At 65.9% G+C, this 25814-nt stretch carries 29 protein-coding genes and 1 tRNA gene; 10 read left to right on the top strand and 20 right to left on the bottom strand.

All coding sequences use genetic code 11. The annotated features are described in order from the left end of the window. Together Q1A36_RS11140 and Q1A36_RS11135 are read left to right on the top strand one after the other, a co-directional pair. Nucleotides 1-247: hypothetical protein (locus tag Q1A36_RS11140; protein ID WP_299843605.1), on the top strand; the 247-nt coding region annotated here is incomplete at its 5' end. Between the two features lie 76 nt (nt 248-323). Beyond that, nucleotides 324-944 carry an SOS response-associated peptidase gene (locus Q1A36_RS11135; protein ID WP_299843600.1) on the top strand — a complete coding sequence of 207 codons (621 nt, stop codon included), beginning with the start codon at nt 324-326 and terminating at the stop codon, nt 942-944. 176 nt (nt 945-1120) lie between these two features. On the opposite strand, the gene Q1A36_RS11130 is transcribed toward Q1A36_RS11135, so the two are convergent. The 4 genes from Q1A36_RS11130 to ubiA all read right to left on the bottom strand — a co-directional run bounded on the left by Q1A36_RS11130 (nt 1121) and on the right by ubiA (nt 4900). Next, a tRNA-Met gene (locus tag Q1A36_RS11130) sits at nt 1121-1197 on the bottom strand. A 104-nt stretch (nt 1198-1301) separates the two neighbouring features. Next, a complete protein-coding gene (locus tag Q1A36_RS11125; RefSeq protein WP_101753641.1) occupies nt 1302-1649 on the bottom strand; it encodes a hypothetical protein in 348 nt (115 codons plus the stop codon). Nucleotides 1650-1664: 15 nt separating this feature from the next. After that, nucleotides 1665-3881, bottom strand: coding sequence for an OmpA family protein (locus Q1A36_RS11120; protein ID WP_299843595.1), 2217 nt, complete (start codon nt 3879-3881; stop codon nt 1665-1667). A 62-nt stretch (nt 3882-3943) separates the two neighbouring features. Continuing rightward, nucleotides 3944-4900: a 4-hydroxybenzoate octaprenyltransferase gene (gene ubiA, locus Q1A36_RS11115; protein ID WP_299843592.1), complete on the bottom strand. Its 957-nt coding sequence runs from the start codon at nt 4898-4900 to the stop codon at nt 3944-3946. Nucleotides 4901-4914: 14 nt separating this feature from the next. Between ubiA and Q1A36_RS11110 the strand changes: the two genes are divergently transcribed. Together Q1A36_RS11110 and Q1A36_RS11105 are read left to right on the top strand one after the other, a co-directional pair. Further along, nucleotides 4915-5646: a 16S rRNA (uracil(1498)-N(3))-methyltransferase gene (locus tag Q1A36_RS11110; protein ID WP_299843589.1), complete on the top strand. Its 732-nt coding sequence runs from the start codon at nt 4915-4917 to the stop codon at nt 5644-5646. A gap of 207 nt (nt 5647-5853) precedes the next feature. Next, the gene (locus Q1A36_RS11105; RefSeq protein ID WP_299843586.1) at nt 5854-6042 is read left to right on the top strand and encodes a DUF1127 domain-containing protein; all 189 of its coding nucleotides are present in this window, start codon (nt 5854-5856) and stop codon (nt 6040-6042) included. Between the two features lie 51 nt (nt 6043-6093). Here Q1A36_RS11105 and Q1A36_RS11100 read toward each other — a convergent pair whose 3' ends face one another. From Q1A36_RS11100 to Q1A36_RS11070, 7 genes are all read right to left on the bottom strand, one after another. Next, nucleotides 6094-7035: an alpha/beta hydrolase gene (locus Q1A36_RS11100; protein WP_299843583.1), complete on the bottom strand. Its 942-nt coding sequence runs from the start codon at nt 7033-7035 to the stop codon at nt 6094-6096. Then, nucleotides 7032-8669, bottom strand: a complete 1638-nt coding sequence (locus Q1A36_RS11095; protein WP_299843579.1) for an ABC transporter ATP-binding protein — start codon at nt 8667-8669, stop codon at nt 7032-7034. Before Q1A36_RS11095 ends, Q1A36_RS11100 begins: the two co-directional genes overlap by 4 nt. After that, nucleotides 8666-9481, bottom strand: coding sequence for an ABC transporter permease (locus Q1A36_RS11090; RefSeq protein WP_299843577.1), 816 nt, complete (start codon nt 9479-9481; stop codon nt 8666-8668). The genes Q1A36_RS11095 and Q1A36_RS11090 overlap by 4 nt, the downstream gene beginning before the upstream one ends. Next, a complete protein-coding gene (locus Q1A36_RS11085) occupies nt 9478-10437 on the bottom strand; it encodes an ABC transporter permease (protein WP_299843574.1) in 960 nt (319 codons plus the stop codon). Before Q1A36_RS11085 ends, Q1A36_RS11090 begins: the two co-directional genes overlap by 4 nt. Nucleotides 10438-10449: 12 nt before the next feature. Further along, nucleotides 10450-12033, bottom strand: a complete 1584-nt coding sequence (locus tag Q1A36_RS11080) for an ABC transporter substrate-binding protein (protein WP_299843571.1) — start codon at nt 12031-12033, stop codon at nt 10450-10452. Between the two features lie 69 nt (nt 12034-12102). After that, a complete protein-coding gene (locus tag Q1A36_RS11075; protein WP_299843568.1) occupies nt 12103-13521 on the bottom strand; it encodes a carnitine 3-dehydrogenase in 1419 nt (472 codons plus the stop codon). Beyond that, nucleotides 13518-14429, bottom strand: coding sequence for a 3-keto-5-aminohexanoate cleavage protein (locus Q1A36_RS11070; protein WP_299843566.1), 912 nt, complete (start codon nt 14427-14429; stop codon nt 13518-13520). Before Q1A36_RS11070 ends, Q1A36_RS11075 begins: the two co-directional genes overlap by 4 nt. A 99-nt stretch (nt 14430-14528) precedes the next feature. Here Q1A36_RS11070 and Q1A36_RS11065 point away from each other — a divergent pair, with 99 nt between their 5' ends. The 6 genes from Q1A36_RS11065 to rfbA all read left to right on the top strand — a co-directional run bounded on the left by Q1A36_RS11065 (nt 14529) and on the right by rfbA (nt 20467). After that, nucleotides 14529-15470, top strand: a complete 942-nt coding sequence (locus Q1A36_RS11065; protein WP_299843563.1) for a helix-turn-helix domain-containing protein — start codon at nt 14529-14531, stop codon at nt 15468-15470. Nucleotides 15471-15553: 83 nt separating this feature from the next. Then, the gene (locus Q1A36_RS11060) at nt 15554-17038 is read left to right on the top strand and encodes an inorganic phosphate transporter (protein ID WP_299843560.1); all 1485 of its coding nucleotides are present in this window, start codon (nt 15554-15556) and stop codon (nt 17036-17038) included. A 93-nt stretch (nt 17039-17131) separates the two neighbouring features. Continuing rightward, complete coding sequence (gene rfbC, locus Q1A36_RS11055) at nt 17132-17689, top strand: dTDP-4-dehydrorhamnose 3,5-epimerase (protein WP_299843557.1); 558 nt, start codon at nt 17132-17134, stop codon at nt 17687-17689. Then, complete coding sequence (gene rfbB / locus Q1A36_RS11050) at nt 17689-18729, top strand: dTDP-glucose 4,6-dehydratase (RefSeq protein WP_299843554.1); 1041 nt, start codon at nt 17689-17691, stop codon at nt 18727-18729. Before rfbC ends, rfbB begins: the two co-directional genes overlap by 1 nt. Beyond that, the gene (gene rfbD / locus Q1A36_RS11045; RefSeq protein ID WP_299843551.1) at nt 18726-19586 is read left to right on the top strand and encodes a dTDP-4-dehydrorhamnose reductase; all 861 of its coding nucleotides are present in this window, start codon (nt 18726-18728) and stop codon (nt 19584-19586) included. Before rfbB ends, rfbD begins: the two co-directional genes overlap by 4 nt. Beyond that, nucleotides 19583-20467: a glucose-1-phosphate thymidylyltransferase RfbA gene (gene rfbA, locus Q1A36_RS11040; RefSeq protein ID WP_299843548.1), complete on the top strand. Its 885-nt coding sequence runs from the start codon at nt 19583-19585 to the stop codon at nt 20465-20467. Before rfbD ends, rfbA begins: the two co-directional genes overlap by 4 nt. A 6-nt stretch (nt 20468-20473) precedes the next feature. Here rfbA and Q1A36_RS11035 read toward each other — a convergent pair whose 3' ends face one another. From Q1A36_RS11035 to flgC, 9 genes are all read right to left on the bottom strand, one after another. Then, nucleotides 20474-21415 carry a glycosyltransferase gene (locus Q1A36_RS11035; RefSeq protein WP_299843545.1) on the bottom strand — a complete coding sequence of 314 codons (942 nt, stop codon included), beginning with the start codon at nt 21413-21415 and terminating at the stop codon, nt 20474-20476. 82 nt (nt 21416-21497) lie between these two features. Continuing rightward, entirely contained in the window at nt 21498-22160 is a 663-nt protein-coding gene (locus tag Q1A36_RS11030) for a flagellar basal body-associated FliL family protein (protein WP_299843541.1), read from the bottom strand. 12 nt (nt 22161-22172) lie between these two features. Beyond that, complete coding sequence (gene flgH, locus Q1A36_RS11025) at nt 22173-22898, bottom strand: flagellar basal body L-ring protein FlgH (protein ID WP_299843538.1); 726 nt, start codon at nt 22896-22898, stop codon at nt 22173-22175. Nucleotides 22899-22911: 13 nt separating this feature from the next. Then, entirely contained in the window at nt 22912-23322 is a 411-nt protein-coding gene (gene flgA / locus Q1A36_RS11020) for a flagellar basal body P-ring formation chaperone FlgA (RefSeq protein ID WP_299843536.1), read from the bottom strand. Continuing rightward, nucleotides 23322-24107, bottom strand: coding sequence for a flagellar basal-body rod protein FlgG (gene flgG, locus Q1A36_RS11015; protein WP_299843534.1), 786 nt, complete (start codon nt 24105-24107; stop codon nt 23322-23324). Before flgG ends, flgA begins: the two co-directional genes overlap by 1 nt. Nucleotides 24108-24118: 11 nt before the next feature. Then, entirely contained in the window at nt 24119-24832 is a 714-nt protein-coding gene (locus tag Q1A36_RS11010; protein ID WP_299843532.1) for a flagellar hook-basal body complex protein, read from the bottom strand. Between the two features lie 3 nt (nt 24833-24835). Further along, nucleotides 24836-25102 (bottom strand): flagellar biosynthetic protein FliQ, encoded by a 267-nt coding sequence (locus Q1A36_RS11005; RefSeq protein ID WP_299843529.1) that lies wholly within the window; start codon nt 25100-25102, stop codon nt 24836-24838. Between the two features lie 9 nt (nt 25103-25111). Further along, entirely contained in the window at nt 25112-25405 is a 294-nt protein-coding gene (locus Q1A36_RS11000; RefSeq protein WP_299843527.1) for a flagellar hook-basal body complex protein FliE, read from the bottom strand. 11 nt (nt 25406-25416) lie between these two features. Beyond that, nucleotides 25417-25809 (bottom strand): flagellar basal body rod protein FlgC, encoded by a 393-nt coding sequence (gene flgC, locus Q1A36_RS10995; RefSeq protein WP_101753665.1) that lies wholly within the window; start codon nt 25807-25809, stop codon nt 25417-25419. Nucleotides 25810-25814 lie beyond the last annotated feature (5 nt).

Raw genomic sequence — 25814 nt, 5'->3', positions numbered from 1 at the left:
CCAGATCCGGGCAGTCGCATTGGAGGGCCTGCCGTCCGGCGCCAGAGTGAGGACCGCGACAGACACCGGAACGACATACCCGGTTGCCGGCACGTCTATCCAGCTGTCGTCAACGCAATATGGTCAGCCGCATCAGTCCAGCCCATTGCTGTTCCTCGTCGCGAGCCGCCCGCCGACCGACATCGAGCGCGCCAAGCTCTATGCCTGGATGAACGCCCGCACCGGGCTGGTGGCCTGGGATCAGTAATATGGTGCGCTGATGGGCCGCTTCACCGCGCCGGCTCACAGCCTATACTGATCTGGGATCGCAGGGAGGTTCAGCGATGTGTGGACGGTTCATCGACCCCAATCTGCGCGGGACAGAGGTCGAATATTCGGAGCTGAAGATCGACCCCATTCCGCGCAGATTTAACGTTAAGCCGACGCAGGAAGTGCTGATCTTCTCGGCTGGTGCTGATCCCCGCTATGCGCGCTGGTGGTTCGTTCCGTCCTGGTTCAAGGGCACCGAGGCGAAGGAATGGAAGGCCACCACCTTCAATGCCCGGATCGAGGAGGCCGCGGCCAAGCCGACCTTCCGCACCGCATGGAAGCACGGCCGCTGCCTGATCCCCGCCGGGGGGTACTATGAATGGACCGGCGATAAGGCTCCCAAGCAGCCTCATTTCATCCGATCCGCCGGCAACGAGGCCACCCTCTGGTTCGCCGGCCTGGCCAGCCCGTGGCGCGACCTCATGACCTGCACCATCGTCACCCGCGCCGCCAACCCGTCCGCCGCGGCGGTCCATCACCGGATGCCGGTGATCCTCGATACGGATGAGCGCGAGGCGTGGCTGGGCGGTTCAAACGACGTGGAGATCGGTGCCGGCGCGCAGCTGCGCCACTATCCCATCGCGCGCTTCGGGGCGGCTGATGACGGCGAGGAATTGATCGAGCCGCTGAGCTGACCCGACGGCTGAATGACCGTCAGGATTGAGGCCGCCAGCTCACATCCTGACGAAAAATTTCTGTCCGAAAGCTATTGCACCGCTGTCCGAAAGCTAGCGCGCCGCAACAGTATCGCAACAACAAGCCCAGCAATTGCTAGGCTTTTGATCTATTTGATATGCACTGAGATGTATGTTGGTAGCGGAGGAGGGATTTGAACCCCCGACACAAGGATTATGATTCCTCTGCTCTAACCAGCTGAGCTACTCCGCCACGGGTGCGGGGGATGTAGGACGGGCGTCGGGCAGGGTCAAGCGGTTTTCGTGTTCTTTTCGCACCGGCCGCAAGAAGTTCCGTTGCCTGACCGAAGGTGGCGCTCAGCGCGGGGGATTGGCGCGGTTGCGGGCCAGTTTCAGTTCGATATATTCGCGCAGCTCCTCGATCTCCGAGCGGCTTTCGCGCAACCCATCCATTGCCGCACGCAGTTCCGCCTCGGTGCCGGCAAGGGTCGAGCGCAGTTCGGCCTCGCGCTCCTCCAGCCGGGCGATGGCCGCGTCGCGCTGTTCCTCGGCCTCGTGCAACTGCTGGGCCATCTTGTCCAGCTCGCCCATATCGGCCCGGGTGGGGCGGGTCAGGCGGTGAATCAGCCAGCTGGCGAACCAGCCCAGCACGAAGGCCGTGAACAGGATGATCGCGGTGACGGTTATGAATTCGGTGCGGTTCATCGGCTGTGCGGGGCCTTACTGCGGAGGGTTCGCCGCGTCCTCGGGACGGGGTTCCGGGCGGGGCGTGGTGTCGTCGGGTGTCTGGACCGGCAGCCTAGCGTTTTCCTCGTCGGCGTCCAGCCCGGCCTGCGGCGCAAGAGCCAGCGGATGCGACAGGTTCTCAGCGGCGCCGACCGTGGCTGGGGTCTGGACCTGCGGACCGGCGGGCCTCGAGACCCCCTGTGCCCCGGTCGTGGTGGCGACCTCGGGCAATTGCGGCCCTATCGGGGCAGCGGTCTGGCCTTCGGAGGCCGCTGCCTCGGTTCCTTCGCCCGGCCCGGTGTCGTCTTCGGTCGCTGCGGGGGCCGACAGGGTCGAAGGTGCCTCGGTCACGCCCGACACAACCTCCGGCTCGGGCAGGGGTTCGCGCCTCACTGGCACCTCGGACAGCAGGCGGAATTCGATACGGCGATTGGCCTCACGGCCCTCTTCGGTCTCGTTGCTGGCGACCGGCTGGCTTTCGCCATAGCCGCGCGCTGTCAGGTTTCCGGTATCCATCCCGTCGCCCTGCATCGCGGTCAGCACAGCCTGGGCCCGTGCGCGCGACAGGTCGGCGTTGAAGCCTTCCGAGCCCTGCGAATCGGTGTGGCCGCCCAATTCGATCTGGAAATCGGCGCAGTCGGTCATGATCTCGGCCAGCCGGGCCAGCGTTTCGGTGGGATTGCCGGCGATGATCGACTTGTTCGGCTCGAAGCCGATGGCGGATTCCGACATGACGGTATTCAGCCCGGCCACGCATTCCTCGCCCGTGGGCAGGCCCAGAAGCGGGTCCAGCCGCTCGTCATACCGCACCGCCAGCTCATAGGCCGCGCCCGCGCCAAGCCGCTGCGACAGGGTCGCCGCCGCCTTGCCCGAGGCATGTTTGTCGCCCGAGGTGCCGGTGATGCGCACCAGATCCGGCGTCACCGTGACCGAGCCGTTCTTCAGCGAGGCCATCGCCTCCAGCGCCGCGATCACCCGCACTGTCCAGCCGCCCGGCACGGCGTCATCGGTGCGCAGCGTGCTTTCCACATCCTTGAACCGGGCGCTGGCAAAGCTGTCCACCGCCTCGCGCATGCGTTCATCGGTGATGCGCCCGCGCATGTAGAGGGTCTGTTCGGGCGAGACACTGGCCAGAAACTCTGCCGGACCCGCATCGGCCTCGACCGGCTGTTCACGCTCGGCCTGCAGCGAGAAGACGGCGGGCAGCGCCTGTTCCAACCGGCCGGCGGCGTCGTCGAATTTTTCCCGGTCCACCGTTGCCGGCGCAAACAGGGACACGTCGGCATCCGACAGCGCGACGGAGCCCTGGCCGATCTCCGCCACGGCGGCGATGGCCTGTGTGGCGGCATCGGCCCATTGCGGCGAGGGTGTGCCAAGGCCGATGGTGCAGCCGGCAGCACCGGCCACGCCGGCCTTGTGGGCGGCATCCAGAATGCGGTTGCGGGCGGCATCGTCATCGGCGGCGCAGGCATCCAGCCGCGCGCCCTCGTCGTCGATGACGAAGCGCAGGGTAAAGGGGGCGATGACCGGGCGGGGGGCCGAAATCTCGCTGACCAACACCACCTCTTCGGGCTTGGCGCGGCGCAGGTCGGTTTCCAGGCGGGCTTTTTCGGCCGGGCTGTCGGTGATGGCGCTGACCCGGACCAGACCAGGGGCGACCGAGATCTTGGCGCGGCGGGCCAGTTGCGCCGCGTCGAGGCCGAAATCCAGCGCCATGGCCCAGCCCTCGGGCACGGGGAACTCAGCGGCCTCCAGAAGGTCCGTCACCTGCGGCGCGGCGGTCTCGCTTTGCAGCAGGCGCACCACCGCCAGACGGTCGGTCTCGGCCGGGACCAGACCGATCAGCGAGATGCCCTCGTCATTGCGCAACAGCTCGACCGAGAATTTCGGCGCCTCGATGGCTTCGGCCTGCGCCACCTGCATTGCATCGACGATGCGGCTGGGGTCGACGACCGAGGCCACCTGAGTCATCGCCCGGAACCGCTGCACCTCGCTTGGCGCGGTGCCTTCCAACTGCACCTGCAGGCCGTTCGTCGTCACATTCGCCCAGGCATAGCCGCCGGTCTGCAGCGCGAGGCTGACATCCTGCAGAGAGCGTTGTTCGATGAAGCGGGCGGTGGCGGTGGCGGCCATCCAGCACAGCCCACCCGCCCCGGCAAGAACCACGATGGTGGCAAGGGCGGTCGAGGGTCGGTGCCGGGCATCGGTCATGTGCAAGCCTTCAAGCTGCTGCAGGGATTGCCTGATCTAGCCACGCGCTTCACTTTTCGCAATCAGACGAGTCCCGCCACGGCAAGAAACAGCGCAAGGATCAGCCCGGCGTCGCGGTTCGATCTGAACAGCCTTGTGCAGCCGGAATTGTCTTTCGGATCAAAGCGCGACCATTGCCACAGAAGATGTGCGGCAAATCCGGCAAGTCCGATCAACCCGATCACCAGCCCATCACCCGTCAGCACGATCGCGAGAGCCAGCAGCACCACCGCCAGCCCGGCGAAACCCAGCAGAATCATCGGGCTGTTCTCGCCGAACAGCAGCGCCGTGGATTTGACCCCGATCAGTGCGTCATCCTCGGCATCCTGATGGGCATAGATGGTGTCATAGTAGATGGTCCAGGCAATGCCACCCAGCCAGGCGACCACCGGCGCGGCATCGACCCGCCCGGTATGGGCGGCATAGGCGAGGATGACGCCCCAGTTGAAGGCGAAGCCCAGAAACAGCTGCGGCCACCAGGTAAATCGTTTTGCAAAGGGATAGATCGCCACCAGCGCCAGCGAGGCCACGCCCAGCAGGATCGCCGCGCGTCCAAGGGTCAGCAGGATCACGAAGCCCAGCAGCGCCTGCAGCACCATCCAGACATGCGCGCCCTTCAGTGTCACCTGGCCTGAGGGGATCGGGCGCGACCGGGTGCGGGCGACGCTGCCATCGATGTCGCGGTCGGTGATGTCGTTCCAGGTGCAGCCGGCGCCGCGCATCACGAAAGCGCCCAAGGCGCAGGCAATGGCGATCCACAGGTCGAACCAGCGCGGCCCGGTGGCCATCATCCCCAGCCCGATGCCCCACCAGCAGGGCAGCAGCAGCAGCCAGGTGCCGATGGGCCGGTCGGCGCGCGACAGCCGCAGCCAGGGCCGCCAGCCCGGCGGGGCATAGCGGTCGACCCAATTGCCCGCCGGGGCATCGGCCACCGCTTGTGCAACCGTGGTCGGGACTGGCGTTTCCGTCTGGCTTTGCATAGCGTCGGCCCGTCATGGCGAAGGTTCGACTGTTCATAGATCACCCGCTGGCTGCGGGACAAGCCGTCCCCTTGGAGGCGGATCAGGCCCATTACCTCTCGGGGGTGATGCGGCTTGGCGCGGGTGACGAGATTCTGGTCTTCAATGGCCGTGACGGGGAATGGCGCTGCCGCGTCGCCGATATCAGGAAGCGCGGCGGTATTCTCGAGGCCGTGGAGCAGACGGCACCGCAGCGCGATCCGCCCGATCTCTGGCTGATCTTCGCCCCGATCAAGAAGGCGCGGACCGATTTCATCGTCGAGAAGGCGGCCGAGATGGGCGCCGCGCGCATCCTGCCGGTGCAGACCGATTTCACCAATTCCGAGCGTATCCGCCAGGACCGGCTGCAGGCCCATGCGGTCGAGGCGGCCGAGCAATGCGGCGGCACCTTCGTCCCGCCGGTCGAGAATCTCGTGTCGCTCGCGAAGTTGCTGGATGGCTGGGATCCCTCGCGTCGCCTGCTCTGGGCCGACGAGGCGGCCGCGGGCGAAGTTGCACCGCTGTCGGACCTGCCCGGCGGGCCCTGGGCGATTCTGATCGGACCGGAGGGTGGTTTCTCCGAGGGTGAGCGGCAACGGCTGAGGGCCTTGCCCTTCGTCCACCGCATCAGCCTTGGCCCGCGCATCCTGCGGGCGGATACGGCGGCGGTCGCGGCGCTGACGTTGTGGCAATCAGCTTTGGGCGACTGGCAGCGACGGGATTCGTGACCCGGCGTCACTTCGGGACTCCTGCTATGCGTTAGCGATAATGCTGCATTGCAGAAAATGTAAATCGTTCAATATCAGTAATTTACGAGGTGTTCGTGAGCTCTGATGTGATGAGCGCCTGTCTGGAATTGTGCAGGTGCAGCATCTATCTTTGATCCTGTGAGACGACCCGGATGGTCCGGGTGGAACACGAGAAGGACCAAAGATATGACCGCCATGGTTTCCCATTACGCCGAAGCAGTGACCGAAAGCCCCGTTGCTGCTCTGATCGCCCGCTTCAACGCCTGGAACGCCCGCCGCGTGACCCGCAACGAACTGAACAGCCTGTCCGAGCGCCTGCTGGAAGATATCGGCCTTGTCCGTGCCGACATCGACGGCATCGTGAGCAAGATCTGAGATGCGACCGCAACCGCAAGTGTCTCAACCAGACCGAACCCCCATCGACCGTTAAGGCGATGGGGGTTTTTCTTTTCCCTTTTGGACCGCCTCACCAATCGCCGCGCAGATGAAGCCGAAACTCTCGGCCGCGCGCCGGCTCAAATGCCGCGCCCTCAGATAGCCATGAACCAGCTGCGGCTCGTTGCGCAGCACGGCGCTTCCCCCCGCAGCGACCAGCTTTTCCGCATAGACCGCCCCGTCATCCCGCACCGGGTCCAGATCGGCGGTCACGATCACCGCCGACGGCAGGTCTGAAAAATCCGTAGCAACCAGTGGTGACAGATCCGCGCGCGTGCGGATCAGCGACAGATCGGCGCCGGTGATGAGGGCGGCAAACATCTGGCAATCCGCCGTGGTCAGCATCGGCGCGTCGCGGTTCTCGACATAAGACGCCAGCGGCTCGTCGCCCCCGAGCCAGGGATAGATCAGCACCTGCGCCAGCGGCATCGCCCCGCCCTGATCGCGCTGGCAGATGCACAGCCCCGCCGCCAGATTGGCCCCGGCGCTGTCGCCCACGATCACCCCCTGCCGTCCCTCGGTCGTCAGCGCCTGCCAGACTGCCCGCGTGTCATCCTGCTGCGCCGGATAGAGATGCTCGGGCGCCAGCCGGTAATCGGCGGAGAATACGTCAGCGCCGGTCGAGGCCGCGATCTCGGCGCAGACATCGTCATGGCTGTCGAGACCACCCAGGACGAAACCGCCGCCATGCAGGTAAAGGACGAAGGGCCGCTCCCCAGCAGGATGCCCCGGATCGTAGTGCCGCACCGCCACGTCAGCGATCACGCGGTCCTCGACGGTCACGCCCTCTGGGCGTGGCGCGCGGAAGACCTTGCACATCGCATCGTAATAGGCGCGGCTTTCTGCCACCCCGACTCTGGAGGCCTCGGGCGGATAGGCGGCATCGGTTCGGGCGATGAAGGCCAGAACCTCGGGATCGGTCAGCGGCGTCATTCGCCGCCCGCCTCCATCCGCCGATGCGCGATCACATCCTCGAGCCAGCCGAGCCGCATCTCGGGGACCGAACTCAGCAGAAGATCGGTGTAATCATCGAAGGGCGGCGACAGGACATCGCTTTTCGGCCCATAGCGGACCACCTTGCCCCGATGCATGACGGCGATGGAATCGGCGATGGCGCGGACTGTGGCGAGGTCATGGGTGATGAACAGATAGGCGACCTCGGCCTCTTTCTGCAGGTTCAGCAGCAGCTTCAGGATGCCGTCGGCCACCAGCGGGTCCAGCGCACTGGTCACCTCGTCGCAGATGATGACCTTGGGATCGGCGGCCAGCGCCCGTGCGATGCAGACCCGCTGCTTCTGCCCGCCCGACAGTTCCGCCGGATAGCGGTCGAGGAACTTGGCCCCCATTTCGATCTGGTCGAGCAGCGCCACCACCCGCTTCCTCCGCTCAGCCCCCTTCAACCCGAAATAGAATTCCAGCGGCCGGCCGATGATCGTCTCGACCGTCTGGCGCGGGTTCATCGCCACATCGGCCATCTGATAGATCATCTGCAACTGCCGCAGATCCTCGCGCGGGCGGGATCGCTGGTCGGGCGTCAGGTCATGGCCGTCGAACGTCACCCGGCCCTTGTAGGGCGGCAGAAGTCCGGTGATGACCCGCGCCAGCGTCGATTTGCCCGAGCCGCTTTCGCCGACGATGGCCAGCGTCTGGCCGGGCGACAGGTCGACATTGATCCCCGACAGCACATCGCGGTCCATGCCGCGATATTGCGCGCTGACCCCCTGCACCGACAGGACCGGCGGCGGGGCGGGCGGCTGTTCCTGATGGTCGATCTCGCGGACCGAGACCAGCGCCTTGGTGTAATCCTCGCGCGGGGTGTTGATGATCTGGTCGGTGCTGCCGTATTCGACCGTTTTCCCGTGGCGCAGCACCATGATGTCATCGGCGATCTGCGCCACGACGGCGAGGTCATGGGTGATATAGATCGCCGCCACCCCGGTCAGCGCGATCACGTCCTTGATCGCCTTCAAGACGTCGATCTGGGTGGTCACATCGAGGGCCGTGGTCGGCTCGTCGAAGATGACCAGATCGGGCTGGGGGCACAAGGCCAGCGCCGTCATGCAGCGCTGCAACTGCCCGCCCGAGACCTGATGCGGATAGCGCTGACCGATATTCTCGGGATCGGGCAGGCCCAGCTTGCGGAACAGGTCCACCGCCCTTGCCTCGGCCTCGCGACGGCTGAACTTGCCATGCAGCACGGCGGCCTCGGTTACCTGCGCCAGGATGCGCCTGGCCGGGTTGAACGAGGCGGCGGCGGATTGCGAGACATAGGTGACCTCGGCCCCACGCAGCTTCCTGAGGCCCCCTTCGCGCAGCCTCAGAATGTCTCGGCCATTGACGAAGACCTCGCCCCCGGTGATCCGCACCCCGCCGCGGCCATAGGCCATGGCCGAGAGGCCGATGGTAGATTTGCCGGCACCGGATTCGCCGATCAACCCCAGCACCTTGCCGCGGGCGAGGTCGAAATCGACGCCCTTGACGATCTCGACATCCTGCGACGGCTCGCCTGGCGGATGGATGGTCGCGCCGATCTTCAGACCGCGGACGCGGACAAGCGGGTCACTCATCCCCGGCCCCCTTTCAGGCTGGTGGTGCGGTTCAGCACCCAGTCGGCGACGAGGTTCACGCTGATCGCCAGCGCGGCGATGGCGATAGCCGGCCACAGGGCCGCGCCGATGCCATAGACGATGCCGTCCTTGTTCTCTTTCACGATCCCGCCCCAGTCGGCATCGGGCGGCTGCACCCCCAGACCGAGGAAGGAGAGGGTCGAGACGAAGAGCACGGCGAAGATGAAGCGCAGGCCCATCTCGGCCACAAGGGGTGACAGGGCATTGGGCAGGATCTCGCGGAACATGATCCAGAAGCGGCCCTCGCCACGCAGGCGCGCGGCCTCGACATAATCCATCACTTCGATATCGACCGCGACGGAACGGGACAGGCGATAGACGCGAGTCGAGTCCAGAAGCCCCATCACCACGATCAGCACCGGCATGGTCACGGGCATGACCGACAGCACCACGAGGGCAAAGATCAGCGTCGGAATGGCCATGACGACATCGACAAAGCGCGACAGAAGCTGATCGAACCAGCCGCCGATGACTGCGGCGGAAAGCCCAAGAAACGCGCCGGTGATGAAGCTGATGGCGGTGGCGGCGGTGGCCACGAAGATCGTCGTGCGCCCGCCATAGATCATCCGGCTGAGAAGATCGCGGCCGATATTGTCGGTGCCCAGAAGATGCTCGGCCGAGGGCGGGTCCCAGACCCCGCCCACCACCTCGGCCACGCCATAGGGGGCGATCAGCGGGGCGAAGATCGCGGTCAGGAAGAACAGTGCGGTGATGAAAAGCCCGATCAGCGCGGACAGGGGAATGCGCCTCATTTCGGATGCCTCAGCCGCGGATTGGCCATGATCGAGACGATATCGGCGATCATGTTCAACAGGATATAGACCGAGGCAAAGATCAGCCCGCAGGCCTGCACCACCGGCACGTCACGCTTGGCGACGTGATCGACGAGGAATTGCCCCATGCCGGGATAGACAAAGACCACCTCGACCACGACCACGCCGACCACCAGATATGCGAGGTTCAGCATCACCACATTGACCACCGGCGCGATGGCGTTCGGGAAAGCGTGCTTGCGGATGATGCGGAACATGCCGAGGCCCTTCAGCTCGGCCGTCTCGATATAGGGCGATTGCATCACGTTCAGGATCGCGGCGCGGGTCATGCGCATCATATGCGCCAACACCACCAGCACCAGAACGGCGACCGGCAGGGCGATGGCGTGAAGGCGGGCGAAGAACGGCATTCCTTCGGTCACCATCGAGACCGAGGGCGCCCAGCCCAATTGCACGCCGATATAAAACATCAGGATATAGCCGATCAGGAACTCGGGCACCGAGATCGAGGCCAGCGCGATGATCGAGATCAGCTTGTCGGGCCAGCGGTTGCGATAGAGCACCGAGATCAGCCCCAGAAGGATCGCCAGCGGCACCGCGATCAGCGCCGCGCAGGAGGCGAGAAACAGCGTATTGCCGAAGCGCTGGCCGATCGCCTCGCCAATGTCGCGGCCATTGGTCAGCGAGGTGCCAAGATCACCCTGCAACAGCCCGCCGAGCCATTGGACATAGCGCAGATAGGCGGGCTGGTTCAGACCCAGCTCCTCGCGCAGGTTGGCCAGCGCCTGCGGCGTGGCCGACTGGCCGAGGATCGACTGCGCCACGTCGCCGGGCAGGATCTGGGTGCCGACGAAGATCAGTACCGAGACCATGAGCAGCATGACAAGGCTCAGCGCAATGCGCTGAGCCACGATTTTCAGGATGAGGGCGTTCACCGCGCCGGCCCGTCAGGCAAACCAGCACTTGCTGGGGGCAAGGCCGTTCATCACCTCCCACATGCCGTTCTGCTCCCAGCCCTGGACCTTGTCGCTGACGCCCTCGACGAAGTCGTTGAACATCGGCAGGATCAGGCCGCCATCCTCGCGCAGGATATCGGCCATCTGGCGGTAAAGCTGCTTGCGCTTGTCCTGGTCCAGCTCGCCCCGGGCTTCGAGCAGCAGCGCGTCGAACTGTTCGTTCTTGAAGCGGGTGTCGTTCCAGTCGGCGGTGGACAGGTAGCCGGTGGCATACATCTGGTCCTGCACCGGACGCCCGCCCCAGTAAGAGGCGCAGAACGGGGCCTTGTTCCAGACCTCGGACCAGTAGCCGTCGCCGGGCGAGCGCTCGATCTCGAGCGGGATGCCGGCAGCGGCGGCGCTTTGCTGGAACAGCTGGGCGGCGTCGATGGCACCGGGGAAGGCCACTTCCGAGACCTTCAGCACGATCGGGCTGCCGTCATGGCCGGATTTCTTGTAGAACTCGGCGGCGGCGGCCGGGTCATAGGTCCGCTGCGGAATACTGTCGTCGAACAGCGGGTAGGCCTTGTTGATCGGGATGTCATTCCCGACCGTGCCATAGCCCATCAGGATCTTCTCCAGCATCTCCTCGCGGTTGATCGCCAGTTTCAGCGCCATGCGCAGGTCGTGATTGTCGAAGGGCGCGGTGTCGCAATGCATGACGAAGACGTAATGCCCGCGGCCCGAGACGTTCTTGATCTGCAGCCCCGGCGCCCGCGCCAGAAGGCCCGCGACCTTGGGATCGACCTGGTTGATGATCTGCACCTGACCCGATTGCAGCGCGGCGTTGCGTGCGGTGGAATCGTTGATCACGCTCATCTCGATGCCGTCGAAATGGCCGCGCGAGCTGTCCCAGTAATTGGCGAACTTCTCGAAGGTATAGCGCACGCCGGGCTCGTTCGCTGTGACCTTGTAGGCGCCGGTGCCGATGCCCGCCGCCGGGTCATCCATCCCGCCATTCGGCTGGATCACCAGCTGATAGGTCGACATCAGATAGGCAAGGTCGGCATTGGGCGTGGTGGTTTCGACGATGAAATTGTCGCCGTCCACGCGCATGTCGGCGAGGCCCTGCATGACGCCGAGCGCTCCGGATTTGGTGTTCTCGTCCGAATGCCGCTTCATCGTCGCCAGCACGTCATCCGGCGTCACGGTCTTGCCGTTGTGGAACTCGACCCCCTTGCGGATCTTGAAGGTCCAGGTCTTGGCGTCGGGGCTGGCCTCGACCGCCTCCGCGATGCGGAAATCGAGGCTGCCATCGGGGTTCACATCCACCAGCGTCTCGCCCAGGGCGCGGCTGGTGTGGAAGGGCACCTGGCTCAGGGCTGCCGCCGGATCGAGCGAGTTGGTGCTTTCGCCCCCGCCCAGACCCATCTGCAGCACGCCGCCCTTGACCGGCTGCGCGGACGCCTTGCCGGCCAGAAGGGTACCAGCCATGGCGGCGCTGACGCCAAGCGCCGAGGCCCGGCCCAGAAAATCGCGTCGGGACATGGCGCCGATGCGGGTGAGGCTGGCAAGTGCCTCGAGTTCCTTGGTCATTTTTCGTTGTCTCCCCGTTGTTCTGCCTTTTGCGGCATTATGATCTAAATTCCGGTTCGGTCGAGAACCTTATCTGGCCTGCCCGACGAATCGTCCGACACCCTCGGGCTGCGGCAGCCCGGCCTGCGCGGCGGCATGGCGCGCCAGCGCTTCGGCCACGGCAGGTTCGGGCAGGCAGGTCTTGCGGGTGCCAAGATCAACATGCAGCAGGAGCGTCTCGACCGTCGCCACTTCCGTTCCGTCACTCGTGACCAGGCTGTGGAACAGGTGCATCCGCTTGCCCGCGCCATCCAGCAGCCGGGTCCGGCAGGTCAGCCGGTCGCCGGCATGGGCCTCGGCCAGGTAGCGGACATGGCTTTCGGCGGTGAAATAGCTTTTGCCGGCGGCGATGTAATCCGCATCCGCGCCGATCATCCGCATGAACTGGTCGGTCGCCTCGGCCCCGGCCTCGAGATAGCGTGCCTCGTTCATGTGGCCGTTATAATCCGCCCAGCCCTGCGGCACCTGTCGGTCCAGCGTGATCGGCAGCCCGTCCGTTTCGGGCAGCGGCAGGGCGGTTTCGTGCGCCTGCACCACGCCGCCCGCACCGCTGCCGGAATGTTTCAGCGCGCGGATGATGCCGACCAGGTTGTCGTCGCGCAGGCGTTCCAGTTCGCGGATGGTCCGGTGGCCGGATTGCGCGTCGGATTGCCCGGCGATCTGGTCCACCAGCGCCTCGTTGAACTCGGGCACGTCCATCAGCTTGGTCCAGGGCCAGGCCAGCGCCGGGCCGAACTGCTGCATGAAATGCCGCATCCCGGCCTCGCCGCCAGCGATGCGATAGGTCTCGAACAGACCCATCTGCGCCCAACGCAGGCCAAAGCCCATACGAATCGCCTCGTCGATTTCCTCGGTGGTGGCGATGCCGTCGCTGACCAACCACAGGCTTTCGCGCCAGACCGCCTCGAGCAGCCGGTCGGCGATATGGGCGTCGATTTCCTTTCGCACGATCAGGGGATACATGCCGATGCCGCGCAGGGTTTCGGCCGCCGCATCGGCGCCTTCACCCACCAGCTCGACCAGCGGCAGCAGGTAGACCGGGTTGAAGGGATGCGCGACCAGCGCGCGCGATCCCTCTGCCGTCAGTTCCGACGGCTTGAAGCCCGAGGTCGAGGAACCGATGACCGCATGGGCCGGCGCAGCAGCGTCGATCGCGGCCAGAACCCGGTGCTTCAGGTCCAGCCGCTCGGGCACGCTTTCCTGCACCCAGTCGGCATCGGCCACGGCCTCGGCCAGATCAAGGTGAAAGCTCAGATTGCCCTCGGCGGGCAGGGGCCGGTCGTAGAGCGCGGGCAGGCTGCGCCGGGCATTCGAGATCACCTCGTTGATCTTGCGCTCGGATTCTGGATCGGGATCGAAGACCGCCACGTTCCAGCCGTTTAGCAGGAAGCGCGCGGCCCAACCGCCGCCGATGACCCCGCCACCGATGATTGCCGCCTTGCAGATCATTTCGGCGCCCTCTTCACCAACCCCAGCTTGTCGCGCACCGCCTGCGGCCCGATGATCCGACCCCCCATGCCCTCGATGATCGTCACGGCGCGCTCGACCAGCTGCGCATTCGTGGCCAGCTGGCCCTTGCCAAGGAACAGGTTATCCTCGAGGCCCACGCGGACATTGCCCCCCGCCAGCACCGCCGCCGCCACATAGGGCATCTGCTCGCGGCCAAGGCTGAAGGCCGACCAGGTCCAGTCGGCGGGCACCGCGTTCACCATCGCAAGGAAGGTGTTCAGATCGTTCGGCGCGCCCCAGGGCACGCCCATGCAAAGCTGCACCAGGGCGGGTGAGGTCAGCGTGCCTTCCTCGACCAGTTGCTTGGCGAACCACAGATGGCCGGTGTCAAAGGCCTCGATCTCGGGTCTCACCCCCAGCTCGGTCATCATCCCGCCCATCGCGCGCAACATGCCGGGCGTGTTGGTCATGACGTAATCGGCCTCGGCAAAGTTCATCGTGCCGCAATCCAGCGTGCAGATCTCGGGCAGGCAGTCGGCCACATGCGCCATGCGCTCGGTCGCGCCGACCATGTCGGTGCCTTGCTGGTTCACCGGAAAGGGCGCCTCGACCCCGCCAAAGACGATATCGCCGCCCATGCCGGCGGTCAGGTTCAGCACCACGTCCACCTCGGCATCGCGAATCCGCTCGGTCACTTCGCGGTAGAGATCCCGCCGGCGCGAGGGTGCGCCGGTATCGGGATCGCGGACATGGCAATGGACCACGGCGGCACCGGCGCGGGCTGCGGCAATGGCGCTGTCGGCGATTTCCTTGGGCGAGCGGGGGACATGCGGGCTGCGATCCTGCGTGCCACCCGATCCGGTGACGGCGCAGGTGATGAAGACATCGCGATTCATGGCAAGGGGCATTCAGGCGTGGTCCGTATCTGATCCTGTTTCGGCGAAGACTAGCCTGCGGTCCGAATCCATGATTATCTGTTCCGGCCAGATTCTTGTCTTATCCTGCCAATGAGCCCGCTGACCGTTTCCGTCCTGATCCATGATGGCTTCTCCAACATGGTGCTGGCCTGCCTGCTGGAGCCTTTGCGTGCCCTTCGGGACCAGATGGCTCATCCGCTGTCATGGCAGGTGTTCAGTCCCGATGGCGCTGCGGTGGAAAGTTCCAGCGGGCTGAGGGTCAGCCCCGACGGCCCGGCGGCGCGGATCGAAGCGTGCGACCTTCTGGTGGTGATCTCGGGCTATGGCTTTCGCGCCCATGCCGAGGGGCCGGTGCGGCGGGTGCTGGCGCAGGCCGTGCGTCGCGCGCGGATGATCGTGGGCGCCGATACCGCCGCCTGGCTGTTGGCCGATCTGGGGCTGCTCGATGGCGCGCGGGCGACGATCCACTGGCAGGTGCTGGGCGATCTGGCGCAAGATTTCCCGCAGATCCGCGTCAGCCATGACCGTTTCGTCGCCGATGGCACGGTCTGGACCTGCGGCGGCGCCTCGACCGCGCTGGACCTGATCCTGCATTTCATCCAGAGCCGCTATGGCCCGACGGCGGCGTTTGACGTCTCAACCATGTTCCTGCATGACGCCTCGCGCCAGCGCGAGATGCAGCGCGGCCCGGCGCTGCTGGGCGGTCGCGGCTCGGACGCGCTGCGGGCCGTTCTGAATCTGATGGCGGGGCATGTGGAAAGCCCGCTGCCGCTGGATCGCCTCGCGCGTCAGGCCGGTCTGTCGGAACGCAGCCTCAACCGCCTCTTCCGCCACGAATTGCAGATGGCCCCTGGCCGCTACTACCGGCTCTTGCGCCTCAGCCGCGCCCGCGATCTCGCGGTCGAAACCGATCTGAGCCTGCAGGAGATCGCGCTGCGCGCCGGGTTCGAGACCGTGCCGAGCCTGTGCCGCGCCTTCAAGCAGGCCTTCGGCTACAGCATCGGCAAGGTGCGCGCGGGGTCGGTGGAGTAATCTGCCGGCACGGCAGTTGATCCAAGGACTGTTGCGCTATTGGCAGAATTTGCTAGGGCGAGGGCCTGACCATGAGGAACGACATGAGCCGGATCGACGACGAAGCCCGCCATCTTGAGACACTGGACCGTGACCTTGGCCGGTTCTCGACCCTGGAGAATGCGGCTGCCTATGCGGCGCGGCCGATGGTGGCGCCGGGCATCGCGCTGGTCTTCATCCTGCTGGCCGGGCTGATCGCCGGGCTGACCATCGGCCTGTCGGGCAATTCGCTGATCGTCATCATCGCGGCGGTGTTCGGGGCCTATATGGCGCTGAACATCGGCGCCAATGACGTGGCCAACAACATGGGTCCGGCAGTCGGTGCCAATGCCCTGACCATGGGCGGGGCCATCGCCATCGCTGCGATCTTCGAAAGCGCCGGCGCGCTGATTGCCGGGGGCGACGTGGTCTCGACCATCGCCAAGGGCATCGTCGCACCCGACGCCATGGCCACGCCGGAAACCTTCATGTGGGCGATGATGGCGGCGCTGCTGTCTTCGGCGCTGTGGGTGAACCTTGCGACCTGGATCGGCGCGCCGGTGTCGACCACGCATTCGGTCGTGGGCGGCGTGATGGGGGCGGGCATCGCCTCGGCCGGGCTTGGGGTGGTGAACTGGTCGATGATGACCACGATCGCCGCCAGCTGGGTGATATCGCCGCTGCTGGGCGGCCTGATCGCCGTAGCCTTCCTGTGGTTCATCAAGGCGCGGATCATCTATCAGCCCGACAAGATCGCCGCGGCGCGGGTCTGGGTGCCGGTGCTGGTCGGCATCATGGCCGGGGTGTTCTCGGCCTATCTCGTGCTGAAGGGGCTAAAACAACTGATCCATGTCTCGATGGGCGTCTCGCTGCTGTCCGGGCTGGTTATCGGCGTCGTGACCTGGGCGGTGATGATCCCGGTGATCCGCCGCCAGTCCGCCGGATTGGAGAACCGCAACAAGTCGCTGAAAGTGCTGTTCGGTATCCCGCTGATCGTCTCGGCGGCGCTCTTGAGCTTTGCCCACGGTGCCAATGACGTGGCGAATGCCGTGGGTCCGCTGGCGGCCATCGTTGCCACCGCGCAATCGGGCGCGCTGACCGATGCGGTGGGCATCCCGACCTGGGTGATGCTGATCGGCGCATTCGGCATCAGCTTTGGCCTGTTCCTTTTCGGGCCCAAGCTGATCCGCATGGTGGGCAACCAGATCACCAAGCTCAATCCGATGCGCGCCTATTGTGTGGCGCTGTCGGCGGCGTTGACGGTGATCGTCGCCAGTTGGCTGGGCCTGCCGGTCAGTTCGACGCATATTGCCGTGGGCGGGGTCTTTGGCGTCGGCTTCTTCCGCGAATGGGATACCGAGCGGCGATTGCGCCAAGCCCGCGAAGCGATGCCCGACAATCCGCCGCTGCCGCCCGAGGAACGCCGCCGCCGCAAGCTGGTGCGTCGCTCGCATTTCCTGACCATCATTGCGGCCTGGGTCATCACGGTGCCCGCAGCCGCGCTGCTGTCTGCGCTGCTGTTCCTGATCATCGATTTCATTGCGGGATGAGGCGTTTGGCCGGGCATCGGGACCGCACAGACCGGGCGTGCATTCCGGTCCGTGCCGTGCCATGAAAGATTCACTGATGAACGGACGAGCTTGATGCAGATTGAAAAAACCGCGATTCCCGAGGTGCTGATCCTGACGCCGGCCCGTCATGGCGATACGCGCGGCTTCTTCTCCGAAAGCTGGAACCGCAAGACGCTGCGCGAGGCCGGGGTTGAGCTACCGGATTTCGTGCAGGACAATCACTCGCTGTCCCGTCAGCAGGGTACGCTGCGGGGCCTGCACTATCAGTCGCCGCCCCGTCCCCAGGGCAAGCTGGTCCGCTGTGGCCGGGGCAGTCTGTTCGACGTGGCCGTCGATGCAAGGCGGGGAAGCCCGACCTATGGGAACTGGGTCGGCGTCGAATTGAGCTTCCAGAATGCCCGCCAGCTCTGGGTGCCCGCGGGCTTCCTGCATGGCTTTGTCACCCGCGCGCCGGATACCGAGGTCGTCTATAAATGCACCGATCACTATGACCGGGCCAGCGACGGCGCGGTGCGCTGGGACAGTCTCGGCATCGACTGGGGCGTGACTGATCCAGTGCTGTCTGACAAGGACCGGATGGCCCCCGGTTTTGCCGATTGGTCGTCACCCTTTGCCTATGGAGAGTTCTGATGAAGATTCTCGTCACCGGCGGGGCCGGGTTCATTGGTTCCGCGGTGGTGCGGCTGGCCGTTGCACGCGGCCATGAGGTCGTCAATCTGGACGCGCTGACTTATGCGGCGAACCTCGAAAATGTCGCGCCGGTCGCCGACAGCAATCTCTACAGCTTCGAAGAGGCCGATATCCGCGACCGCGCCGCGCTCGATCGCATCCTTGCGACGCATAATCCCGACGTGATCATGCATCTGGCCGCCGAAAGCCATGTCGATCGCTCGATCGACGGGCCGGGGGCCTTTATCGAAACCAACATCCTCGGCACCTATAACCTCTTGGAAGCGGCTCGGGCCAACTGGATCGCCCGGGGTCGCCCCGAAGGTTTCCGCTTTCACCATATCTCGACCGACGAGGTCTTTGGCAGTCTGGGCGAGACCGGCCAGTTCACCGAAGACACGCCCTATGACCCGCGCAGCCCCTATTCGGCCAGCAAGGCGGGGTCCGACCACCTGGTCCGTGCCTGGCACGAGACCTATGGCCTGCCGGTGGTCCTGACCAATTGCTCGAACAATTACGGCCCCTATCATTTCCCCGAGAAGCTGGTGCCGGTGGTGATCCTCAAGGCTTTGGCCGGCGAGCCGATCCCGGTTTACGGCGACGGCGGCAATGTCCGGGACTGGCTGTATGTCGAGGATCACGCCGATGCGCTGCTGCTGGTCGCCGAGAAGGGCGAGCTTGGCCGCAGCTACAATATCGGCGGCGAGAACGAGGCGAAGAACATCGATCTGGTGCGCACCATCTGCACCCATATGGACGAGATGAACCCCGCAGGCGCACCGCATGAGCGGCTGATCACCTTCGTCACCGACCGCCCCGGCCATGACCGCCGCTATGCCATCGACCCGACCCGCATCCGCGACGAGTTGGGCTGGCGCCCCTCGGTCACGGTCGAGGAGGGATTGCGCCGCACCGTCGCCTGGTATCTCGAGAACCGCGACTGGTGGGAGCCGCTGCTGACCCGTTCCGGTGTGGGCCAGCGTCTGGGAAAAGCCGGATGAGCGGCGGGCTTCTGGTCTTTGGCCGCAGCGGGCAGGTGGCGCGGGAATTGCAGCGCCGCGCGCCCGAGGCGATGTTCCTGGGCCGAGAAGCCGTTGACCTGAGCGACCCCGCCGCCTGCGCCGCCGCCATTGCGCAAAGCGATTGCGGCGCCGTCATCAATGCCGCCGCCTATACCGCCGTCGACCGCGCCGAGAGCGACATTGAAACCGCCCGGCTGGTCAATGCCGAGGCCCCCGGTGCCATGGCCCGCGCGGCTGCGGCCAAGGGCGTGCCCTTCCTGCATGTCTCGACCGACTACGTCTTCGACGGCACGGGCGAGGCCGCGCGCGACGAGACCGCGCCGACGGCGCCGCTGGGGGTCTATGGCGCCACCAAGCGCGCGGGCGAAGAGGCGATTGCGGCGACGGGCGGGCAGTGGGCGGTGATGCGCACCTCCTGGGTGTTTTCCGCCCATGGCGCGAATTTCGTCAAGACCATGCTGCGGCTCGGGGCCGAGCGCGACCGGCTGACCATTGTCGCCGACCAGATCGGAGGCCCGACGCCGGCGGGCGACATCGCCGCCGCGCTGCTGGCGATGGCCGGGCAAATGGTCACGGACCCGCAGAAGGGCGGGCTCTACCATTTCGCCGGCGCGCCCGATGCCAGCTGGGCCGATTTCGCCCGCGCGATCTTCCGGCTCTCGGGCCTGACGCCCGATGTCGTCGACATTCCCAGCAGCGACTATCCCACGCCCGCGCGCCGACCGCTGAACTCGCGGCTCGACTGCCACCGCATCACCACCGATTTCGGCATCGCGCGGCCCGACTGGCAGGCCGGTCTGGCGCAGGTGCTGGCCGAATTGAAGGAACACCCATGACCAACCGCAAGGGCATCATTCTGGCCGGTGGCTCGGGCACGCGGCTTTATCCGATCACCATGGGCGTGTCGAAGCAGTTGCTGCCGATCTATGACAAGCCGATGATCTATTACCCGATCTCGGTGCTGATGCTGGCCGGCATCCGCGAGATCGCCATCATCACCACGCCGGACGACCAGAGCCAGTTCCAGCGCCTGCTGGGGGATGGCAGTCAATGGGGTCTGCATTTCGAATGGATCATTCAGCCCTCGCCCGACGGGCTCGCGCAGGCCTATCTTCTGACCCGCGATTTCCTCGCGGGCGCGCCCTCGGCGATGGTGCTGGGGGACAATATCTTCTTCGGTCACGGGCTCAGCGAGGCGCTGGTGAATGCCGATGCCCGCGAGACTGGCGGCACTGTATTCGGTTACCAGGTGGTCGATCCCGAGCGTTATGGCGTGGTCACTTTCGATGCCGAGTGGAAAGCCACATCGATCATCGAAAAGCCGAAGGTTCCGCCATCGAACTATGCCGTCACCGGGCTCTATTTCCTCGACGGCACCGCGCCCGATCGCGCTGCCCTGATCAAACCCTCGGAGCGCAACGAGCTGGAGATCACCACGCTGCTGGAGACCTATCTCGCCGATGGCCTCCTGTCGGTCGAGCGGATGGGGCGCGGCTATGCCTGGCTCGATACCGGCACCCATGAAAGCCTGCTCGATGCCGGCAATTTCGTCCGCACGCTGGAGCGGCGGCAGGGTTTGCAGACCGGCTGTCCCGAGGAGATTGCCTTCGAAAAGGGCTGGATCGATGCCGATCAACTGGCCGAGCGCGCGAAACTGTTCGCCAAGAACGACTATGGCGCCTATCTGCTGCGCCTCTTGCCCGAGAAGCGCGACTGATCGGGCTCAGTCCGGGCGCCGCAAGCGCCCGGTCACGGCGGCAAGTCGCAACGCGACATCGCCACTGCCGGTCTGGCGATAAAGACCGAGCCGGCTGATCTCGCGCAGGGCGAGGGGACCGGACAGGGTCAACATGCGATTGAATCCGGCCAGCACGCGGCTGTTCTCGGGCGTCAGCAGATCAGGCACTGCGGCAAGCGCATCGACATTGGCCGCAAGCCACGACCCAAAGTCGCCTTGCATCAGCATGGTCAGCCGCCGCCAGCGCCCCGAGGCGGTATCGTTCCGGCCCATGACATTGGACGCGTGCTGGCGATAGAGCAGCGAGGGTTCAGGATCAAAGATCACCTCGCCCCCGGCACCGCTGACCACCTGATAGGCCCACCAGTCATGCGCCTCGACGCGGTTCTGGATGGCGGCCACCGCACTGCACTTCAGTAGCGCCGCCGCAGCCGGGGTAAAGACGCTGCTGTTCCCTGGCGTGCAGGCCTGGACCAGCGCGTTGCGGAAGCCGTGCGGCCTCGTGAAATGGCGCGAGGGGGTGCGGTTCTGCAGGTTGGCGTCGCAGATCATGGTGCGGGCGCAATAGAGGGCCGGACCCTCTCGCCCCGCCAGATGCGCGGCGGCGCGGGCCATCTTCTGCGGCAGCCAGACATCGTCCTGATCGGAAAAGGCCAGCGGCACACCCGCCGGGGCAGCCTCGATCAGGTGCAGGAAATTGCGCGTCGCGCCGCCCCCCGGCCCATCGATCAGCCGCACCCGCTCGGCCCCGTAGCGCGTCTGGAATCCCGCGCAGATGGCCCGGCTGTCATCTGTTGAGCCGTCATCCGAGATGATCAACCGCCAGTCGCCGCGCTCCTGCGCAGCGAAGCTGTCCAGCTGTTCCGACAGGTGCAGCCCGCCATTATAGACGGCCAGAAGGATGGTGACGGGTGGCTGATCGGGCATGGCTGACGACAGGAAATGACCCCTGTCCCTAGCGTGTTCGCACCGCCAATTGCAATCGCGGGTTCTGCTGCGTGAGGTCTGGTCAGTTTCCGGCGAGACCGAGATCCTCGATCAGCACCGCATGGGCCGCAGAGCCGCCAGCCTCGCGTGCGGCCCTGACCAGAGCCTCGCGCAGCCGCTCTAGCTTGGGCGTGTCGGTGTAATTGCCGCTGAAGCCGCCAGTATTGGCGTGAATGATCAGGACGCGCAGCAGAGCGTCGCGCAGTCGATGCTCTATTTTCTCGATTTCGGGCAGCTCGGCCTCCGTGGTTTCAACGGTCAGCGTCAGGACCATCATGCCATTGATTTCTCCGCGCTGGACCAGCGGCACGAAGAACTGGTTGGGAAAGCTGAACCAGGCCGGGGTCTTCTCGGGGTCGACTTCGCCGCTCTCGCCGCCTTCCCCAGATCCGCCCTCGCCGGATCCCTTTTCGACGCCGGCCTCCGCCGCCTCGCCGTCCGGGGCGCCCCGCTCGCCGCCGGCTTCCACCGCGTCCCCAGCAACAATCTTTGCATCCTCGGCCCCGTCCTCGCCCCGGGCCTTGCCCTCGACTGACCCCTCGCCCGCGCCTGCCGCAGTTAGATCGCCCCCGGTTGCGGCCTCGCCGGTTTCAGGCGCTGGCTTTGGCGCCAAAAGATCGCCGACGGCGGTACCGCCAATCAGCGCGAGAAGCGGGATGACCAGCACGATTACTTTCTTCAGCATCGTGTCAGGACCTCAATAGGGCAGCAGGATATCGGCGACCTGCTGGCCATAGCGCGGCTGCTGCACGTCGCTGATCTGGCCCCGCCCGCCATAGGAGATCCGCGCCCCGGCGATCCGGTCATAGGCGATCTCGTTGCGGCTGCTGATATCGGCGGGGCGGACGAAGCCGCTGACGGTCAGCTCGCGCAGTTCAAAGTTCACCCGCACTTCCTGGCTACCCTCGATTTGCAGCACGCCATTCGGCAGCGTGTCGAGCACCGTCGCCGCCACCCGGAGGGTCAGCTTCTCGCGGCGCGAGACATTGCCCTCGCCGGCATAGGTAGAGCTGGATTTCGCATCGACCAGGTCTTCCATTCTGGCGCCATCGGGCAGCTTGGCGTCGATCCGTTGCGGCAGACCCGCCAGCGCGGGGATATTGACCTTGTCGCCGGCCTTGCGCGAACGCTGCGAACTGTTCGAGATCTCAGCCTTGTCGTCGATCTGGATCACCACGGTCAGGATGTCGCCACGCATGGTGGCACGGCGGTCGGCGACCAGCGAGGCCGGCTGCGCGGTCCAGAGTGAGGCCGCCGCCTCGGGCCGGCCGGTGCTGGGCGGCAGCAGCAGCGGCGGCTCGGTCATGGCCATGAATTCGGTCGATTGCCGGGGTGGCGTGATGTCGGGTGCCTGTCCCATGTTGGCGACGCGGCTGCAGGCCGACAGGGACAGGAACAGAAGGAAAAGCGGCAGGGCTTTCATCGGTTGTCTTTCCTCAGCGAGAGATCTGCAGACTGCCATCGGGGGCGATCAGCGCGCTGACGGTCTGGTGCGTGTCGAGCGTCATCACCGCGATCACCTCGCCGGCGCTGCCTTCGGACAGCGCGCGCCCGCTGGTCTCGATCAGCAGTGCGCCGCTGCGATAGACCAGCGGCGCGATCTGGTTGCGGGCAATCAGCCGCGGCATCTGCAATTGCGCCGGCGTGACCGGCCGGCCGGCATAGAGGATGAAGCGGGTCTGCAAGCCGATCAGCGCCTCGGTCTCGGCGGCATCGCCGCCGGGCGCGGGCAGCAGGTCGCCCGGACCGATCACCGTGCCGGCGGGCAGGGTGCGGGCGGCGGTGACGCCCTCGGCATTGGCGGCCAGCGGGGCAAGCAGCGCGGTCAGAACCATCAGCCGTCGCATCAGCGCACCTGCACGGTTGCGCCCAGCATCTGGTCGGCGGCGGTGATGACCTTGGCATTCAACTCGTACCCGCGCTGCGCCTTGATCAGCTCGGTGATCTCGCGCACCGCATCGACCGAGCTTTCCTCGAGATAGCCCTGGCGCAGGGTGCCAAGGCCGCTTTGCCCGGGCGTCGCCACCATCGGCGCGCCCGAGGCGCCGGTTTCCAGGAACAGGTTCGAGCCGATCGCTTCCAGACCCTTCTCGTTCGAGAAGCTGGCGAGCGTCAGTTGGCCCAGCATGGTCGGCTGGACCTGATCCGCGAAATAGGCCCAGACCTCGCCCGCCGCGTTGATGCTGATCTTGCGGGCATCGTCGGGGATGGTGATCTCGGGGGTCACGGCATAGCCGTCCGAGGTGACGATCAGCCCCTCGGGCGATCGCTTCAGCCCGCCGTCGCGAGTATATCCCGAGGTTCCCGAGGGCAGCCGCACCTCGAGATAGCCGTCCCCGTCGATGGCCAGATCCAGATCGCCATTGGTTTCGGTCAGCGATCCCTGCTGCAGGTTGACGCTGACAGCGGTGGGCCGCACGCCGAGGCCCAGCTGCACCCCCGCCGGAATGACGGTGCCGTCCGAAGCGGTGATGCTGCCGGGCCGCGTCGCCTGCTGGTAATGCAGGTCGGCAAACTCGGCGCGGCGGGCGTTGTAGCCGGTGGTCGACATGTTCGCGAGGTTGTTCGAGATGACCTCGACGCGGGTCTGCTGGGCGCTCATGCCGGTGGCGGCGATCTGCAATGCTCTCATGGTCTGGCCTTTCAGCGGCTGAGGGCGGTGATGGTCGAGCGGATGCGCTGGTCCTCGCGGTCGAGGAAGGACTGGCCCAGCTCATAGGCGCGCTGGACCTCGATCATGCGGCTGATCTCGAAGACCGGATCGACGTTCGACTCCTCGAGGAATCCCTGCCGGATGCCGGTTGCCTCGGCGGGCAGAGCCGCGCCGTCAAAGGCGAACAGCGTCCCGCCCTGGTGGGTCAGCTGGGTATCGTCTGCGGTGAACAGGCCGACCTTGCCGACGGGCTGGCCATTGGCCGAGATGGTGCCATCGGCGCCGACGGCGATCTGGCCGGCACCGGGGGGAATGGTGATCGGCGCCTCGCCCTCGTCCAGCAGGCGATGGCCATCGGCATTCATCAACTCGCCCTCGGGCGACGGCATGAAGGCCCCGGCGCGGGTCAGGCGGTTGCCCTCGGGGGTCGAGACCATGAAGAAGCCTTCGCCCTCGATCCCCAGATCGAAGGTGCCCTTGGTCTGGCCGAGGACCGACTGCCGCAGGTCGACCAGCCGGCCACGCGCATCGGCCATGGACAGGCCCTCGCCCCGGCGGTCGAGCCGGGAGAGGTGTTCGGCAAAGACCACACCCTCGCGGCGAAAGCCGGTGGTGTTGGCATTGGCGATGTTGTTGGCGACCACGCGCATCTCGCGCATCAGCCCGGATTGCCGCGTCAGGGCGGCATAGATGCCGTTCTCCATTGCTCAGCTTCCGGCGATCAGCGGGATGATCTGCCCGGTGTAGAAATCGGACAGGGCGGTGGTCATGAAGCTCATGGTGACCCAGAAGACCGTCAGCATCAGCCCGACCTTGGGCACGAAGGTGATGGTCATCTCCTGCACCGAGGTCAGCGCCTGGAAAAGGCCGATGGCCACCCCCACCACCAGCGCCACCGCCAGCATCGGGGCCGAGATGCGCACGGCGAGCAGCAGCGCCTGGCGCATCATGTCAAAGAGGATCAACTCGTCCATGGCAGCGACTCAGACCGGCATCCGCAGGATTTCCTGATAGGCCTCGACCACCTTGTCGCGGATCGCCACCACGGTCTGCAGCGCCAGTTCGGCCTCGGCCAGCGACTGCACCAGCTGATGCGTGGGCGCCGTGCCGGTCATGGTGCCGGTCGCGGCGCTGTCAGCGCGGTCCATGACGCGGGTGAAGTCCTGTGCCATGGCGGCGAAATCGGGGCCGGAAGGCGCGGGTGCAGCCTTGGCGGTGCCGGTGATGGCGCTGCGCGCGGCGGAATAGGCCTGGCCGGCCTGTGCGGCGGTGATCATCTGAAATCCTTTCAGCGACGGAGAAGGTCGAGCAGCGACGCGCTCATCTGTCGGCTCTGCTCGAACATGCGAAGATTGGCCTCGTAGCTGCGGCTGGCCTCGCGCGAGTCGGCGATCTCGACCACCAGGTCGACATTTGAGCCATCGTAATAGCCCGCTTCGTCGGCCAGCGGATTGGCGGGGTCGAAGATGCGCGGCAGCGCGGTCTGGTCCAGCATCGCCCGCGAGGCCTCGACCTCGCCGGTGGGCCGGCCAAAGGCGACCGTTTCGTCAAAGCTGACCAGCTTGCGGCGATAGCCCGGCGTATCGGCATTGGCGATGTTTTCCGAGATATGGCGCAGCCGGTCGGCCTGCGCCTGCATCCCGGACGCCGCAAGGCGCAGGGCAGAGACGGGTTCGGTCATGATGC

The organism is uncultured Paracoccus sp. (assembly GCF_947487305.1).
Taxonomy (GTDB): domain Bacteria; phylum Pseudomonadota; class Alphaproteobacteria; order Rhodobacterales; family Rhodobacteraceae; genus Paracoccus.
The sequence above is the reverse complement of the archived record's forward strand: the minus strand, read 5'-3'. Positions and strand labels throughout refer to the sequence as shown.

What these genes read in the sequence shown, in the direction of transcription:
- Q1A36_RS11135 (WP_299843600.1), top strand. Translation starts at nt 324, where the DNA reads ATGTGTGGACGGTTCATCGACCCCAATCTGCGCGGGACAGAGGTCGAA.
- Q1A36_RS11125 (WP_101753641.1), bottom strand. Translation starts at nt 1,649, where the DNA reads ATGAACCGCACCGAATTCATAACCGTCACCGCGATCATCCTGTTCACG.
- Q1A36_RS11120 (WP_299843595.1), bottom strand. Translation starts at nt 3,881, where the DNA reads ATGACCGATGCCCGGCACCGACCCTCGACCGCCCTTGCCACCATCGTG.
- ubiA (WP_299843592.1), bottom strand. Translation starts at nt 4,900, where the DNA reads ATGCAAAGCCAGACGGAAACGCCAGTCCCGACCACGGTTGCACAAGCG.
- Q1A36_RS11110 (WP_299843589.1), top strand. Translation starts at nt 4,915, where the DNA reads ATGGCGAAGGTTCGACTGTTCATAGATCACCCGCTGGCTGCGGGACAA.
- Q1A36_RS11105 (WP_299843586.1), top strand. Translation starts at nt 5,854, where the DNA reads ATGACCGCCATGGTTTCCCATTACGCCGAAGCAGTGACCGAAAGCCCC.
- Q1A36_RS11100 (WP_299843583.1), bottom strand. Translation starts at nt 7,035, where the DNA reads ATGACGCCGCTGACCGATCCCGAGGTTCTGGCCTTCATCGCCCGAACC.
- Q1A36_RS11095 (WP_299843579.1), bottom strand. Translation starts at nt 8,669, where the DNA reads ATGAGTGACCCGCTTGTCCGCGTCCGCGGTCTGAAGATCGGCGCGACC.
- Q1A36_RS11090 (WP_299843577.1), bottom strand. Translation starts at nt 9,481, where the DNA reads ATGAGGCGCATTCCCCTGTCCGCGCTGATCGGGCTTTTCATCACCGCA.
- Q1A36_RS11080 (WP_299843571.1), bottom strand. Translation starts at nt 12,033, where the DNA reads ATGACCAAGGAACTCGAGGCACTTGCCAGCCTCACCCGCATCGGCGCC.
- Q1A36_RS11075 (WP_299843568.1), bottom strand. Translation starts at nt 13,521, where the DNA reads ATGATCTGCAAGGCGGCAATCATCGGTGGCGGGGTCATCGGCGGCGGT.
- Q1A36_RS11070 (WP_299843566.1), bottom strand. Translation starts at nt 14,429, where the DNA reads ATGCCCCTTGCCATGAATCGCGATGTCTTCATCACCTGCGCCGTCACC.
- Q1A36_RS11065 (WP_299843563.1), top strand. Translation starts at nt 14,529, where the DNA reads ATGAGCCCGCTGACCGTTTCCGTCCTGATCCATGATGGCTTCTCCAAC.
- Q1A36_RS11060 (WP_299843560.1), top strand. Translation starts at nt 15,554, where the DNA reads ATGAGCCGGATCGACGACGAAGCCCGCCATCTTGAGACACTGGACCGT.
- rfbC (WP_299843557.1), top strand. Translation starts at nt 17,132, where the DNA reads ATGCAGATTGAAAAAACCGCGATTCCCGAGGTGCTGATCCTGACGCCG.
- rfbB (WP_299843554.1), top strand. Translation starts at nt 17,689, where the DNA reads ATGAAGATTCTCGTCACCGGCGGGGCCGGGTTCATTGGTTCCGCGGTG.
- rfbD (WP_299843551.1), top strand. Translation starts at nt 18,726, where the DNA reads ATGAGCGGCGGGCTTCTGGTCTTTGGCCGCAGCGGGCAGGTGGCGCGG.
- rfbA (WP_299843548.1), top strand. Translation starts at nt 19,583, where the DNA reads ATGACCAACCGCAAGGGCATCATTCTGGCCGGTGGCTCGGGCACGCGG.
- Q1A36_RS11035 (WP_299843545.1), bottom strand. Translation starts at nt 21,415, where the DNA reads ATGCCCGATCAGCCACCCGTCACCATCCTTCTGGCCGTCTATAATGGC.
- Q1A36_RS11030 (WP_299843541.1), bottom strand. Translation starts at nt 22,160, where the DNA reads ATGCTGAAGAAAGTAATCGTGCTGGTCATCCCGCTTCTCGCGCTGATT.
- flgH (WP_299843538.1), bottom strand. Translation starts at nt 22,898, where the DNA reads ATGAAAGCCCTGCCGCTTTTCCTTCTGTTCCTGTCCCTGTCGGCCTGC.
- flgA (WP_299843536.1), bottom strand. Translation starts at nt 23,322, where the DNA reads ATGCGACGGCTGATGGTTCTGACCGCGCTGCTTGCCCCGCTGGCCGCC.
- flgG (WP_299843534.1), bottom strand. Translation starts at nt 24,107, where the DNA reads ATGAGAGCATTGCAGATCGCCGCCACCGGCATGAGCGCCCAGCAGACC.
- Q1A36_RS11010 (WP_299843532.1), bottom strand. Translation starts at nt 24,832, where the DNA reads ATGGAGAACGGCATCTATGCCGCCCTGACGCGGCAATCCGGGCTGATG.
- Q1A36_RS11005 (WP_299843529.1), bottom strand. Translation starts at nt 25,102, where the DNA reads ATGGACGAGTTGATCCTCTTTGACATGATGCGCCAGGCGCTGCTGCTC.
- Q1A36_RS11000 (WP_299843527.1), bottom strand. Translation starts at nt 25,405, where the DNA reads ATGATCACCGCCGCACAGGCCGGCCAGGCCTATTCCGCCGCGCGCAGC.
- flgC (WP_101753665.1), bottom strand. Translation starts at nt 25,809, where the DNA reads ATGACCGAACCCGTCTCTGCCCTGCGCCTTGCGGCGTCCGGGATGCAG.